Annotated in this window: 13 protein-coding genes; 11 read left to right on the top strand and 2 right to left on the bottom strand. The window is 64.8% G+C overall.

Features of this window, described 5'->3' with window-relative positions; genetic code table 11:
• Positions 1-90: 90 nt before the first annotated feature.
• Positions 91-1,101 carry a type I glyceraldehyde-3-phosphate dehydrogenase gene (gene gap, locus QQS38_RS10410; protein WP_479645278.1) on the top strand — a complete coding sequence of 337 codons (1,011 nt, stop codon included), beginning with the start codon at positions 91-93 and terminating at the stop codon, positions 1,099-1,101.
• Between the two features lie 141 nt (positions 1,102-1,242).
• Here gap and fur read toward each other — a convergent pair whose 3' ends face one another.
• On the bottom strand, positions 1,243-1,671 hold the full coding sequence (fur, locus tag QQS38_RS10405) for a ferric iron uptake transcriptional regulator (protein WP_115537644.1): 429 nt from the start codon (positions 1,669-1,671) through the stop codon (positions 1,243-1,245).
• Between the two features lie 162 nt (positions 1,672-1,833).
• Here fur and QQS38_RS10400 point away from each other — a divergent pair, with 162 nt between their 5' ends.
• From QQS38_RS10400 to QQS38_RS10360, 9 genes are all read left to right on the top strand, one after another.
• Positions 1,834-2,586 (top strand): outer membrane protein assembly factor BamE, encoded by a 753-nt coding sequence (locus QQS38_RS10400; RefSeq protein ID WP_479645383.1) that lies wholly within the window; start codon positions 1,834-1,836, stop codon positions 2,584-2,586.
• A gap of 195 nt (positions 2,587-2,781) precedes the next feature.
• Positions 2,782-3,579, top strand: a complete 798-nt coding sequence (gene dapB / locus QQS38_RS10395; RefSeq protein WP_479645277.1) for a 4-hydroxy-tetrahydrodipicolinate reductase — start codon at positions 2,782-2,784, stop codon at positions 3,577-3,579.
• Between the two features lie 75 nt (positions 3,580-3,654).
• A complete protein-coding gene (locus QQS38_RS10390; protein WP_479645276.1) occupies positions 3,655-4,428 on the top strand; it encodes a MotA/TolQ/ExbB proton channel family protein in 774 nt (257 codons plus the stop codon).
• Between the two features lie 35 nt (positions 4,429-4,463).
• Entirely contained in the window at positions 4,464-4,940 is a 477-nt protein-coding gene (locus QQS38_RS10385) for an ExbD/TolR family protein (RefSeq protein ID WP_479645275.1), read from the top strand.
• Between the two features lie 174 nt (positions 4,941-5,114).
• Positions 5,115-7,709, top strand: a complete 2,595-nt coding sequence (gene leuS, locus QQS38_RS10380; protein ID WP_479645274.1) for a leucine--tRNA ligase — start codon at positions 5,115-5,117, stop codon at positions 7,707-7,709.
• 42 nt (positions 7,710-7,751) lie between these two features.
• Entirely contained in the window at positions 7,752-8,303 is a 552-nt protein-coding gene (locus QQS38_RS10375; protein WP_479645273.1) for an LPS-assembly lipoprotein LptE, read from the top strand.
• 18 nt (positions 8,304-8,321) lie between these two features.
• Complete coding sequence (gene holA / locus QQS38_RS10370) at positions 8,322-9,410, top strand: DNA polymerase III subunit delta (protein ID WP_479645272.1); 1,089 nt, start codon at positions 8,322-8,324, stop codon at positions 9,408-9,410.
• 76 nt (positions 9,411-9,486) lie between these two features.
• Positions 9,487-10,776, top strand: a complete 1,290-nt coding sequence (locus QQS38_RS10365) for a glutamate-5-semialdehyde dehydrogenase (RefSeq protein ID WP_479645271.1) — start codon at positions 9,487-9,489, stop codon at positions 10,774-10,776.
• Between the two features lie 104 nt (positions 10,777-10,880).
• Positions 10,881-11,303, top strand: a complete 423-nt coding sequence (locus QQS38_RS10360; protein WP_479645382.1) for a CopD family protein — start codon at positions 10,881-10,883, stop codon at positions 11,301-11,303.
• A gap of 16 nt (positions 11,304-11,319) precedes the next feature.
• Here the strand turns inward: QQS38_RS10360 and QQS38_RS10355 are convergent, their stop codons facing one another.
• On the bottom strand, positions 11,320-12,168 hold the full coding sequence (locus QQS38_RS10355) for a MurR/RpiR family transcriptional regulator (protein ID WP_479645270.1): 849 nt from the start codon (positions 12,166-12,168) through the stop codon (positions 11,320-11,322).
• 272 nt (positions 12,169-12,440) lie between these two features.
• On the opposite strand from QQS38_RS10355, the gene edd reads away from it, so the two are divergent.
• Complete coding sequence (gene edd, locus QQS38_RS10350) at positions 12,441-14,315, top strand: phosphogluconate dehydratase (RefSeq protein ID WP_479645269.1); 1,875 nt, start codon at positions 12,441-12,443, stop codon at positions 14,313-14,315.

Genomic DNA, 14,315 nt, shown 5'->3' with positions numbered 1-14,315 from the left:
GGCGGCGTCGCGGCGCGAGCAATGCTCGCTAGGCGCCGGCAAGCGTGAGGTAAGACAGCTTTTTTCAGCCCAAATATCAGGAGAACCAACATGACGGTACGCGTTGCAATCAATGGATATGGCCGGATTGGCCGCAACACGCTGCGTGCGTTCTACGAGAACGGCAAGAAGCACGATCTGCAGATCGTCGCGATCAACGATCTCGGCGATGCGAAGACGAACGCCCACCTGACCAAGTACGACACCGCCCACGGCACGTTCCCCGGCGACGTGTCGGTGGAAGGCGAGAACATGATCGTCAACGGCGACAAGATCCGCGTGCTGGCGAACCGCAACCCGGCCGAACTGCCGTGGGGCGAGCTGGGCGTCGACGTGGTGATGGAATGCACGGGCTTCTTCACGTCGAAGGAAAAGGCGAGCGCGCACCTGGCCGGTGGCGCGAAGAAGGTGCTGATCTCGGCGCCGGGCGGCAAGGATGTCGACGCGACGATCGTCTATGGCGTGAACCACGAGCAGTTGAAGGCCGCGCACACGGTCATCTCGAACGCCTCCTGCACGACGAACTGCCTCGCGCCGCTCGTCAAGCCGCTCAACGACAAAATCGGCCTGGAAACCGGCCTGATGACGACGGTGCATGCGTACACGAACGACCAAGTGCTGACGGACGTGTACCACGAAGACCTGCGTCGCGCGCGTTCGGCCACGCATAGCCAAATCCCGACGAAGACGGGCGCCGCCGCCGCCATCGGTCTCGTGCTGCCCGAGTTGGCCGGCAAGCTCGACGGCTATGCCATCCGCGTCCCGACCATCAACGTGTCGATCGTCGACCTCTCGTTCATCGCCAAGCGCGACACGACGGTCGAGGAAGTGAACGCGATCATGAAGGAAGCCGCCGAAGGCCCGCTCAAGGGCATCCTCGGCTACAACACGGCGCCGCTCGTCTCGATCGACTTCAACCACAACCCGGCTTCGTCCACGTTCGATGCGACGTTGACCAAGGTTGCGGGCCGGCTCGTGAAGGTGTCGAGCTGGTACGACAACGAGTGGGGTTTCTCGAACCGCATGCTCGATACGGCAATCGCCCTGGCGACGGCCAAGTAAGCCAAGCAACGAACCGGCAACGCGCGCGTTGCCGTTGAACGAAAGAGCCGCCCGGGGTATCAACGGACCCAACGGGCGGCTCTTTTTATTGGAACGGCGGCGCGCAGGCGCCAACCCCTAGGTGGGGCCTCGCGGTGAATGTCAGTGCTTGCGGTGCGGGCAGGCTTCCTTCGTGCAGACGCCGTATAGCGCTAGCGCATGCTCCTGCAGCTTGAACCCGCGTTCCTCGGCGATCTTTTGCTGGCGCTTCTCGATTTCGGGGTCGAAGAATTCTTCGACACGCCCGCAGTCGATGCACACCAGATGGTCATGATGAGAGCCCTCGTTGAGCTCGAACACCGCCTTGCCCGATTCGAAATTGCTGCGCGAGAGCAAGCCTGCCTGCTCGAATTGCGTCAACACGCGATAAACGGTGGCAAGGCCAATGTCCAGTTCTTCGGTGAGCAGATTCCGGTAGACGTCTTCGGCGGTCAGATGCCGGACGGCGCTGCGTTGAAAAATTTCCAGGATCTTGAGGCGCGGTAGGGTCGCCTTGAGCCCGATGTTTTTGAGATCGGTCGGATTGGTCATGGCTAGGCATCCCTAGAGTACAATGCACGATTCGAATAGTAATGGGTTTTTGCTGTTTCGGTCATCTTCGTGAAACTCGCGCGGCCCGACGATACGCGAAACGGAGCCCGCACGGTGGGTGAAATGAGTCCAAATTTTCTTATGAAGCGCGGGGGGAGCCACGTGCGCAACCTGTTGATCGCTGCCTCGATGGGTGCGCTCGTTGCGGGATGTTCGACCTACGACAGCCTGACGCAGCGCGTCGCTCAGAGCATCACGCCGTATCGCATCACCATCGTTCAGGGCAACTTCGTGTCGAAGGAAGCCGCTGCGAAGATGCGTGTGGGCATGTCGCGCGACGAAGTGAAAGCAGCCCTCGGTACGCCGCTGTTGGCCGACATGTTCCATGACGATCGCTGGGATTACGTCTTCTATTTCAAGCGCGGCTCCACGGCCATCGTGCAGCAGCGCGATTTCATCGTCAATTTCAACGGCGACCATGTCGTGAGTTGGACGGGCGGCGACGATCTGCCGTCGGAGCTGGAACTGCTCGCCGATATCGACGGCGACAAGCGCGGCAAGAAAGCGAAGGCCGCCAGCGCGGCGGCGGCATCCGCGGCTTCTGCGGCATCCGCGGCGGCGGCCGTCGTGCCGGCCAGCGGCGCGACCGCCGCGACCGCCAGCGAAGAAGCACAGGCGGCCAACGCGCAGGCAGCGCAGGCGGCCAATCGCGCCACGAACCAAGTGCCGGCCACGCCGGCCAAGCAGAGTGTGCGCTCCGGCACGCCCTCGCCGTCGAACGCATTGCCGAGCGCGACGCCGCAGTTCCAATTCCATCGCGAGCCACAGCCTGTCTCGCCCGACCAAAGCAATCCGATCGGCCCGACCGGCTCGCCCTCGAGCAGTACCGGCGCGAGCAAACAGTCGGCGTCGTAGCGGGCAGAGTGCCGTCGATCGCCCGTCGCCCCGGGCCTCGTTGTTGAAAGGCAGCCGGGCGCGGCGCTCTAGCTGAATGCGGGTCGTGCGCGAGGCGCGCCGCCCGCTTTTCGTTTTCTTGCGGCGCCTTGCACGGCGCTGCCGGTCGGCCTAGCCATGGCCGGCCTGCCAACCGAAGAGGGATGCATGTTGCCGATGAAGATCGCCATCGCCGGCGCGTCGGGCCGAATGGGCCGGATGCTGATCGAAGCCGTTTTGGCCGACCCCGATGCGACGCTCGCCGCCGCGCTCGATCGGCCGGGCTCGCCGCAGTTGGGCGAGGATGCCGGCGCGTTTCTCGGTCAGCGCACGGGCGTGACGCTCACCGACGATGTCGAGCGCGTGTTCGCGCAAGCCGATTGCCTGATCGACTTCACGCGGCCCGAGGGCACGATGGCCTATGTCGATGCCGCGGTGCGGCATGGCAAGAAACTCGTCATCGGCACGACGGGCATGAGCGAAGAGGAGCGGCAAGCGGTGCGCGCGGCCGCGCAGAAGATCGGCATCGTCTTCGCCGCGAATATGAGCGTCGGCGTGAACGTTACGCTCAAGCTGCTCGAATTCGCCGCTAGCCACTTTGCCACCGGCTACGACATCGAGATCATCGAAGCACATCATCGCCATAAAGTCGACGCGCCCTCGGGCACCGCGCTCGCGATGGGCGAGGCGATCGCCGGCGCGCTCGGACGCGACTTGAAAACGTGCGCGGTCTACGGCCGTCAGGGCGTGACGGGCGAACGCGATCCGTCGACGATCGGCTTTTCGGCCATTCGCGGCGGCGATATCGTCGGCGATCACACGGTCTTGTTCGCCGGCATCGGCGAGCGCATCGAAATCACGCACAAATCGGCAAGCCGGGTCTCCTATGCGCAAGGCGCGCTACGCGCCGCGCGCTTTCTTGCCGAACGCGGCGCAGGCCTCTACGACATGCAGGACGTGCTCGGTCTGCGCTGATCGGCGGTATCGGCGCGCGCTTTATCCTCGGCTTCGTTTCGTTCACGCTTCGGCTTTCCTGGCACTTCCGTTCGTATGCAAAACACGGGCATCGTTCACTACCTGCAAGCGGGCGACGCGCTGACCCACGGCGTCGCGTATCTGTTGCTGGCCATGTCGATCGCGAGTTGGTGCTTCCTGCTCGTCAAGGGCTGGATGCTGGGGCGAGCAAAGCGCCAGGCGCCGCGCGCGATCGCGCTGTTCTGGCAGTCGGCGACGCTCTCGGAGGGGGTGCTCGCGTTGCGTGGCGCCGATCGCGAGCACGTCTTCGCCCCGTTGGCTCAGGCGGCGCTCGCCGCCTCCGAGGTGCATGCGCCGTCCGCCATGCTCGCTCGCGTCGAGCGTAGCGAGCGCGTGATGCGCGCACTGCGCGAGGCGTTGCTTGCGTCGCAGCGCCGCCTCGAGTTCGGCCAAGTGCTGCTGGCTTCGGTGGGCAGTACCGCGCCGTTCGTCGGTTTGCTCGGCACCGTGTGGGGTATTTACCATGCGCTCGGCAGCATCGCCGCGAGCGGGCAGGCGATGATCGAGAACGTCGCGGGCCCTGTGGGCGAGGCGCTGATCATGACGGCGTTCGGTCTCGTGGTCGCCATTCCGGCCGTGCTCGCGTACAACGTGCTGGGCCGGATGCAGCGGCAATTGTCCGAGGAGTTGGACGGTTTCGCCCATGACTTGCACGCTTATGTCTGCGCGCCGGATATCGCGGAACGCTCCGCCGCCCTCGGAGCCGCCGCGGTTCGTGGCGCCGCCGAGCCCTCGAGCGCCGTGCGTGCGACGCAGGCCGAAAATGCTTCGCGCGCAACGCGCGCGTAGCGCACGCACGAACGTTTTCGAAGGAGGCGGCGAACATGGCATTCGGCGGATTCGACAAAGAGCGTTCGGCCGCGCCGATGGCCGACATCAACATGACGCCGCTCATCGACGTCATGCTCGTCTTGCTCGTCATTTTCATCATCACCGCACCGCTGTTCACGCACGCGATTCGGCTCGACCTGCCCAAAGTCGCCGCGGGTCCGGCGCCCGAAACGCCGAAAACGATCACGCTTTCGATCGACGACGCGGGGCGGCTCTATTGGGACGGCCGCCCGATCACGCTCGATGCCGCGCGCGCCGATCTCGCTCGGGCCGGCAAAGCCGGCGAGCCGCCCGAATTGCACTTGCGCGCATCGAAAGCCACGCGCTACGAAGTCATCGCGCAAGTGATGGGGGCGGCGCAGCAGGCAGGCATCGCTCGAATCGGTTTCGTCACCGATCCGCCCGATCCGAGCGCCGCGCGAAGCGCCGCCGCGACGCCGGGCGCGCCGCTCGCGCCCGGTGCGCGCTAACGGCTAAGGGCTCGCCGCATCAACGCGCCGATCATTGGCGCCCCAGACCGGCCGTGGATGCGTCCGTGGGCGGTATAATCGACCTTTTCCCCATTTCCGGGGAAACGCATCTTCCCGTATCGCCGCGCCGCGTTTTTGCCAAGGCGCCACGACAGTCCAGCCCGAACCACCGCCATGCAAGAAAAATACTTACCCGCCGACATCGAAGCCGCCGCCCAGGCAGACTGGCGCGCATCGAACGCTTACCGCACGGCCGAAGTCGCCGGTAAGCCAAAGTTCTATTGCGTCTCGATGCTGCCGTACCCGTCGGGCAAGCTGCACATGGGGCACGTGCGCAACTACACGATTAACGACGTGATGTACCGCTATCTGCGGATGAACGGCTACAACGTGCTGATGCCGATGGGCTGGGACGCCTTCGGCATGCCTGCCGAAAATGCGGCGATGGCCAACGGCGTGCCGCCCGCGAAGTGGACCTACGAGAACATCGCTTACATGAAGCGGCAGATGCAATCGATGGGGCTCGCCATCGACTGGTCGCGCGAGGTCGCCACGTGCGATCCGAAGTACTACAAGTGGAACCAGTGGCTGTTCCTGAAGATGCTCGAGAAGGGCATCGTCTACAAGAAGACGGGCACGGTCAATTGGGACCCGGTCGATCAGACGGTGCTCGCCAACGAGCAAGTGATCGACGGGCGCGGCTGGCGTTCGGGCGCGCTCGTCGAGAAGCGCGAAATCCCGATGTATTACATGCGTATCACGCAGTACGCGGACGAGTTGCTGAACGACCTCGAGGGCCTGGGTTGGCCCGAGCGCGTGAAGGTGATGCAGCAAAACTGGATCGGCAAGAGCTTCGGCGTGAATTTCGGCTTCCCGTACGAACTCGACGGCGAAAGCAAGCTGTTGCGCGTGTTCACCACGCGCGCCGACACGATCATGGGCGTGACGTTTTGTGCGATCGCGGCCGAGCATCCGCTCGCCGCGCGCTTGGCGCAGGGCAAGCCCGAGTTGCAAGCGTTCATCGACGAGTGCCGGCATGGCGGTGTGGCCGAGGCCGAGATGGCCACGATGGAAAAGAAGGGCATGCCCACGGGCTTTTACGTGACGCACCCGCTCACGCAGGCGCGCGTCGAAGTGTGGGTCGGCAACTACGTGCTGATGAGCTACGGCGAGGGCGCCGTCATGGGCGTGCCCGCGCACGACGAGCGCGATTTCGCGTTTGCGAAGAAGTACGGCTTGCCGATCAAGCAAGTGATCGCGAAGGCCGGGTGCGACTATTCGCTCGATGCCTGGCAGGCCTGGTACGGCGATAAAGAAGGTGTCGTTTGCGTCGACAGCGGGCGCTACGACGGCATGGGCTACGAGCAGGCGGTCGATGCCGTCGCGGCCGATCTGAAGGCGCTCGGTCTCGGCGACAAGCAGGTCACTTGGCGGTTGCGCGATTGGGGCATCTCGCGGCAGCGCTATTGGGGCACGCCCATCCCGATCATCCACTGCGGCGCGTGCGGCGATGTGCCGGTCCCCGAGAAGGATCTGCCGGTCGTCCTGCCGGAGGACCTCGTGCCGGACGGCGCGGGCAACCCGCTCGCGAAGTCGGCGGCGTTCGTCGACTGCGCCTGCCCGAAGTGCGGCGCGCCGGCCAAGCGCGAGACCGACACGATGGATACGTTCGTCGATTCGGCTTGGTATTTCTCGCGCTATCCGTGCCCCGACGCCGAGACGATGGTCGATGCGCGCACCGATTACTGGATGCCGATGGACCAATACATCGGTGGCATCGAGCACGCGATTTTGCACTTGCTCTACTCGCGCTTCTGGACCAAGGTGATGCGCGACATGGGGCTCGTGAAGTTCGGCGAGCCGGCGAGGAACCTGCTCACGCAGGGCATGGTGCTCAACGAAACCTTCTATCGCGAGGATGCGTCGGGCAAGAAGACTTGGTACAACCCGGCCGACGTCACGGTCGAGCACGACGACAAGGGCCGCCCCGTGGGTGCGACGCACCACTCGGACGGGCAGCCTGTCGTGCTGGGCGGCGTCGAGAAGATGTCCAAGTCCAAGAACAACGGTGTCGATCCGCAATTGCTGATCGATCAATACGGCGCCGATACGGCGCGCTTGTTCACGATGTTCGCCGCGCCGCCCGAACAGCAGCTCGAATGGTCCGGCTCGGGCGTCGAAGGCGCGAGCCGCTTCCTGCGCCGCGTGTGGGCGTTCGGTCATGCCAACCAGGCCGAGCTCGTCGCGCGCGAGACGTTCGATCCCGTGCAGTTGGTCGAAGTCGACAAGATGCTGCGCCGGGAAATCTACGGCGTGCTCAAGCAGGCCGATTTCGACTATCAGCGGTTGCAGTACAACACGGTCGTGTCGGCTGCGATGAAGATGCTCAACGCGCTCGAAAACGCGAAGCTCGCGCGGCCCAGCGTGCTGCGTGAATGCTACGGCGTGCTGTTGCGTGTGCTGTATCCGGTCGTGCCGCACGCGACCCACGCGCTTTGGCAAACGCTCGGCTTCGTCGATGAATTCGGCTCGTTGCTCGATGCGCCTTGGCCGAAGGTCGACGAGAAGGCGCTCGAACAAGCCGAGATCGAGCTCGTGCTGCAAGTGAACGGCAAGGTTCGCGGCGCGCTGACGATCGCCAAGGACGCGCCGCGCGAGGCCATCGAAGCCGCTGCGCTCGCGCACGAGATGTTCGCGCGCTTTAGCGAAGGCAAGAGCGCGAAGAAGATCATCGTCGTGCCCGGCCGTCTCGTGAACGTCGTCGTTTGACGGCGCCGTCGCCGCGCGCTCAATAGACTCCAAGGAGCCAATGTGATTCGCCGATCGTTTCTCGCGCTCATGTGCGGCACGATGATGCTCGCCGCTTGCGGCTTCCAACTGCGAGGGCAGCAGAACTATGCGTTCAAGCGGCTCGCCATCGTCGGCGCGCCGCCGATCGTCGCTGCGCGTTTGACGCGCATGATCGAAGGCGGCAGCGACACGGTCGTCGTCAAGTCGCCTGCCGATGCCGACGCGGTGCTGAGCATGAGCGAAGGCCGCGGGCAAGGCGTGCTGACGCTCAACTCGCTCGGCGTGGCGGCGGAATACCAGCTCAGTTACACACTTGCCTACACGCTCACCGGGACGGACGGCGCCGTGTTGATTCCGTCGAGCGCGATCGTCCTCAACCGGGCGATGACTTATAGCGTTCAGTACTCGCAGGCGAAGGCGCAAGAAGCCGAACTGCTCTATCAGGACATGCAAAACGACGCCGTCGATCAGTTGACGCGCCGCCTAGCGGTCGTGCGCTCGCTGCATCCCGCGGCAGGGCAGCAGCCACCGGCGGTCTCCCCGCGCGCGCCGCTGCCGCCGCCTCCGCTCTGATCGGCCCGGCGCACGCTCATGCAACTGCGACTCGACGCGCTCGACACGCATCTGGCGAAGGGCCTCGCCGGTCTGTACGTCGTCTTCGGCGACGAGCACTTGCTCGCGCAGGAGGCGTGCGACCGCATTCGCGTGGCAGCGCGCGCGGCGGGGTTCACCGAACGCAACGTATTCACGGTCGAGCGCAGCTTCGATTGGAGCTCGTTGCTGGGTGCGACGCAATCGATGTCGTTGTTCGGCGAGCGCCAATTGATCGAGTTGCGGATTCCCTCCGGCAAACCGGGCAAGGAGGGCGCCGATGCATTGAAGACGCTTGCGGCCGCCGGCAATCCCGACGTTCTGGTGCTCGTCACGCTGCCGAGGCTCGACGCCGCTACGCAAAAATCGGCCTGGTTCACGGCGCTTGCGGATGGCGGCGTGTCATTGCGAATCGATCCGGTGGAGCGTGCGCAATTGCCCAATTGGGTCGCGCAACGGCTGGCGCAGCAAGGCCAGCGTGTCGCGCCCGGTGAAGAGGGCCGGCGTGCGCTGCAGTTCATCGCCGAGCGCGTCGAGGGAAATTTATTGGCGGCCCATCAAGAGATTCAGAAGCTCGGTTTGCTCTATCCGCAAGGCGCGCTGACGTTCGAGCAAGTGCACGACGCCGTGCTCAACGTTGCGCGCTACGACGTCTTCAAGCTCAACGAGGCGATGCTGGCCGGCGACGTCGGCAGGCTCGCGCGCATGCTCGACGGTCTGAAAGGCGAGGGCGAGGCAGCCGTGCTCGTGCTGTGGGCGCTCACGGAAGAAGTGCGCACGCTGCTCAAGATCAAGCGCGGCGCGGCTGCAGGCAAGCCGCTCGCCATGCTGCTGCGCGAGAACCGCGTGTGGGGGCCGCGCGAGCGGCTCGTCGGTCCCGCGCTTTCCCGGGTCACGGAGTCGCTGCTCGAAGAGGGGTTAGCGCTCGCCGCGGCGCTCGACCGGCAAGTGAAGGGCCTGACGGGCGCGGCGCCGGCCAGCCGGCGGCGCCCGGCGCTGCCGCCCGACCCATGGGACGGCTTGTTCGAGCTTGCCGCGCTCGTGGCGGCGCCGGCCAAGCGCGGCGCCGCACGCGCGATCGGCGCCTGACGCTACAATCGATGCGACGGCCAACGCGCCGCAAATCCGAGATACCGCGCCGTGGGCGCGAGGAACGAGAATCACGATGGAAATCGACGAGTACATGACCGGTATCGGCCGCCGCGCACGCGCCGCTTCGCGCGCGATGGCGCGCGCCTCCACCGCGGCCAAGAACGATGCGCTGGAAGCGATCGCGCGCGCGATCGAGCGCGAGCAAGCCGCGCTCAAAGAAGCGAATGCGCGGGACGTCGCCAAGGCATGCGAAAAGGGCATGGACGCCGCCTTCGTCGATCGCTTGACCTTGTCGGACAAGGCGCTGCGCACGATGATCGAAGGCCTGCGCCAAGTCGCGGCGCTGGCCGATCCGATCGGCGAGATCGACAACCTCAAATACCGGCCGAGCGGCATTCAGGTCGGTCAAATGCGCGTGCCGCTCGGGGTGATCGGCATCATCTACGAATCGCGGCCGAACGTGACGATCGATGCGGCGGCGCTCTGCCTGAAGGCGGGCAATGCTGCGATCTTACGCGGCGGTTCCGAGGCGCTCGCATCGAATACGGCCTTGGCGAAGTTGATTGCAGAAGGATTGGCGGCAGCCGGTTTGCCGAGCGATGCCGTGCAAGTGGTCGAGACCGCCGATCGCGCAGCCGTCGGCAAGCTCATAACGATGACCGAGTACGTCGACGTGATCGTGCCGCGCGGCGGCAAGAGTTTGATCGCGCGGCTCATCGAAGAAGCGCGTGTGCCGATGATCAAGCATTTGGATGGGATCTGCCACGTCTACGTGGACGATCGGGCGGATCTGTGCAAGGCGCTCGCTGTCTGCGACAACGCCAAGACCCATCGCTACGGCACGTGCAACACGATGGAGACGCTTCTCGTCGCGCGCGGTGTCGCGCGTGCGGTGCTGCCGCCGCTTGCGCGCGTCTACCGCGACAAGGGCGTTGAGTTACGCGTGGACCCCGCAGCGCGCGCCGTGCTCGAGGCTGGGCCGTGGGACGGCGATGCGCCGCCGCTTGCGCTCGTCGATGCGACCGAGCAAGACTGGCGCACCGAATATCTCGCGCCGGTGCTCGCGATCAAAATCGTCGACGGCATCGACGCTGCGATCGACCACATCAACACGTATGGCTCGGCGCATACCGATGCGATCGTCACCGAAGATCACGACCGCGCCATGCGTTTCTTGCGCGAAGTGGATTCCGCGAGCGTGATGGTGAACGCCTCGACGCGCTTTGCCGACGGCTTCGAGTTCGGACTCGGCGCCGAAATCGGCATCTCGAACGACAAGCTCCACGCGCGCGGCCCGGTCGGGCTCGAGGGACTGACCTCGCTCAAGTACGTGGTGCTTGGGCACGGCGAAGTGCGCCAGTAGTCCGGTCCGGCGGCCAGCGCGCGGCCGTGTCGTTGGGCCGCGAGCCTCGATGGGGCGGCGCTCGCGCCGCAACGAATCGACTCCAACATTTAACGATGAGCCCTATCACGATGCTCTGGGTCAAGACATTTCACATCGTATTCGTGGCCTCGTGGTTTGCAGGCCTTTTCTATCTGCCGCGCATCTTCGTCAATCTCGCCATGGAGCGCGAGGCGGCCGCCGTTGCGCGGCTGCTGACCATGGCGCGTAAGCTGTATCGGTTCATGACGATGATCGCGGTGCTCGCGTTGGCGCTGGGGCTATGGCTGTGGCTCGGCTACGGCATCGGGCGCGGGCAAGGATGGATTCATGCAAAGCTGGCCGTGGTGGTGCTGCTCATTGCCTATCACCTTTATTGCCGTCGCGTGTTGGGTGCGTTCGAGCGGGGGGAAAACCGCCGCTCGGATCGCTGGTACCGCATCTTCAACGAGTTGCCCGTGCTGGGCTTGATCGCTGCCGTGGCGCTCGTCGTGGTCAAGCCGTTCTAGTTCTCGCCCATTTCCATTAGGGCTCTTGTCCCGATTCGATGCGTCGGCGCGTAATCGCTTTTTTGGCGCGTCCGAGTTTGTCGACGAGTTCGGGACCGCGTGTCAGCGCGACGCCGACCGCAAGGATGTCGCCGATTGCCAAATGCGACACGCGCGAGGTCATCGGCGAAAAGATATCGGTTTCTTCTGTGACGTTCGCGAACAAACTCACCGTCGCAATCTGCGCGAGCGGCGAGTTGCTATTGGTGATCGCGATCACCTTCGCCCCGCACGCGCGGGCGGAACGCGCCGCTTCGACGATATCGCGCGTGCGTCCCGTGTTCGAGATCGTCACCACCACGTCCCCCTCGCCGAGCAATGCCGCCGACATCGTATAGGTGTGTGGATCGGCATAGGCGACGCTCGGTATGCCGAGCCGGAAGAATTTATGCTGAATGTCCTGCGCGGCGATGCCCGATCCGCCCGCGCCATAGAACTCGATGCGCGAGGCCCCGGCGAGCAATTCGGTCGCCTTGGCAATGCTGCTCGCGGACAAGCTGTTGCGAACCTCGATGAGCGCGCCGATCGTGCGGTCGAATACCTTGGCTACCACCCCCGAAGCCGGTTCGTCGGGGCGCACGTCGCGATAGACGGACGGCAACCCGGGCGCAATACTTTGGGCTAGCCGGATCTTGAATTCCCGAAAGCCGCCGCACCCGAGCGCTTGGCAAAACCGCGCGATGGTCGGCTGGCTCACGCCGACGCGCCGGGCGAGTTCGGTCATCGCCAGGTCGAGCACCTCGCGGGGAGTGTCGAGCACGTAGTCGGCCAGCTTGCGTTCGGACGGACGCAGTTGCGCACGCATGGCTTCGATTCGGGAAAGCATCGGATGACCGCCTCGATGGGGTGTATCGTTTTCTATCGATGGCGACAGTATGACCGGATAGATGTAGAAAATCTACAGAAGTTTTCTACCGATATGCGGATGCTCGCCCCTGTGTCAATGCTTGTGCGCGTGGTAATCCAGTCTCTCCCGCATTGCGGTTATGTAGTTTTTCTACTAAACTCCACGACCGAATCGAACTGCGCGGCCGCTCGCGCCGCATCGCGCCACCCGCCGGCGTCCGTACGCCGGCTTACAGGAAGGAGCGTTCCACCATGGCTTCGCCGCATCCCACGCTGATTGAAGTGACTCGCCGCATCGTGGAGCGCAGTCGCCCCACGCGCTCTGCCTATCTCGCACGTATCGACGCCGCGCAAGGGCGATTCCCGGCTCGCGGAGCACTGTCGTGCGCGAACCTCGCTCACGGCTTTGCGGGTCTCGAAGGCAATGACAAGCTCGTGATCAAGGCGGTGCGAGAACCGAACATCGGCATCGTTTCGGCTTACAACGAGATGTTGTCGGCGCACGCGCCGTATAAGGACTACCCCGATATCATCAAGCGCGCCGCGCGTGAAAACGGCGGCGTCGCTCAATTCGCAGGCGGCGTGCCGGCAATGTGCGACGGCGTGACGCAAGGCAACGCGGGCATGGAGCTCTCGCTGTTTTCGCGCGAAGTGATTGCGATGAGCACGGCGGTCGCGCTCACGCACAATATGTTCGATGCGGCGCTGTGCCTCGGCATTTGCGACAAAATCGTGCCGGGTTTGCTGATCGGCGCGCTGCAGTTCGGGCATTTGCCGACGATCTTCGTGCCTGCCGGGCCGATGACGAGCGGCCTGTCCAACGACGAAAAAGCCAAGATCCGACAGCAGTTCGCGACGGGGCAAGTGGGCCGCGAGGCGTTGCTCGAGGCAGAATCGGCCGCCTATCACGGGCACGGCACATGCACCTTCTACGGCACCGCGAACAGCAATCAAATGCTCATGGAAGTCATGGGGTTGCATCTGCCCGGGTCGGCGTTCGTCCATCCGCATACGCCGCTGCGCGACGCCCTGACGGCGGCGGCGGCGCGCCGCGTGCTCGATCTGACGGCCGAGCGCGGTCAATACACGCCGATCGGTCACGTCATCGACGAAAAAGCGATCGCGAACGGCATCGTCGCGCTGCTCGCCACCGGCGGCTCGACCAATCACACGCTGCATCTCGTCGCGATCGCGCGCGCGGCGGGCATTCTGATCGACTGGAACGACTTCGACGCGCTCTCGCAAGTCGTCCCGCTTCTCGCCAAGATCTATCCGAACGGCAAGGCCGATGTGAATCACTACCACGCAGCCGGCGGGATGGCCTTCCTGATCCGCAACCTGCTGGAAGGCGCTTTGTTGCACGAGGACGTCACGACCGTGATGGGCAAGGGCTTGGGACGCTATACGGAAGAGCCCCGGCTCGTCGACGGGCAACTGGCGTGGGTGGCAGGTCCCGAGCAGACGGGCGACGCCAAAGTGCTGCGGCCGATCGGCGAGCCGTTTCAGCCCGACGGCGGCCTACGCCTCATGCAGGGCAAGCTCGGCCGCGGCGTCATCAAAATCTCCGCGGTCGCACCCGAGCATCGCACCGTGCGGGCGCCAGCGCTCGTGTTCGATTCGCAGGAGGCCGTGCAGGAGGCGTTCGACAAGGGCGAGCTCAAGCGCGACTTCGTGGCCGTCGTCCGGTTCCAAGGCGCGCGCGCGAACGGCATGCCCGAGCTGCACCGCCTGACGCCGCTGCTCGGCGTGCTGCAGGACCAAGGCTTTCACGTCGCGCTCGTCACCGACGGGCGCATGTCGGGTGCATCGGGCAAAGTCCCGGCCGTGATTCACGTGTCTCCCGAGGCGCTGCTTGCCGGGCCGCTCGGTAAAGTGCGCGACGGCGACCCCATCGTCATCGACGCCGAGCGCGGCATTTTGGACGTCGAACTCGATGCGGCGCAGTGGGACGCACGCGAGGTCGAGCAACCGAAGCATCAAGCGCACAATGAAGTCGGCTTCGGCCGCGAGCTGTTCGGCGTCTTCCGGGCGGCGGCCGCGCCGGCCGAAATGGGCGCCTCGGTGTTCGGTCCGCTCGTGCACGAGCCGGCCGAGCGTTTCGATCCGATCCACGCAAGCAAGCAATAA

The sequence above is a fragment of the Trinickia sp. Z7 genome (genome assembly GCF_056498045.1).
The sequence above is the reverse complement of the archived record's forward strand: the minus strand, read 5'-3'. Positions and strand labels throughout refer to the sequence as shown.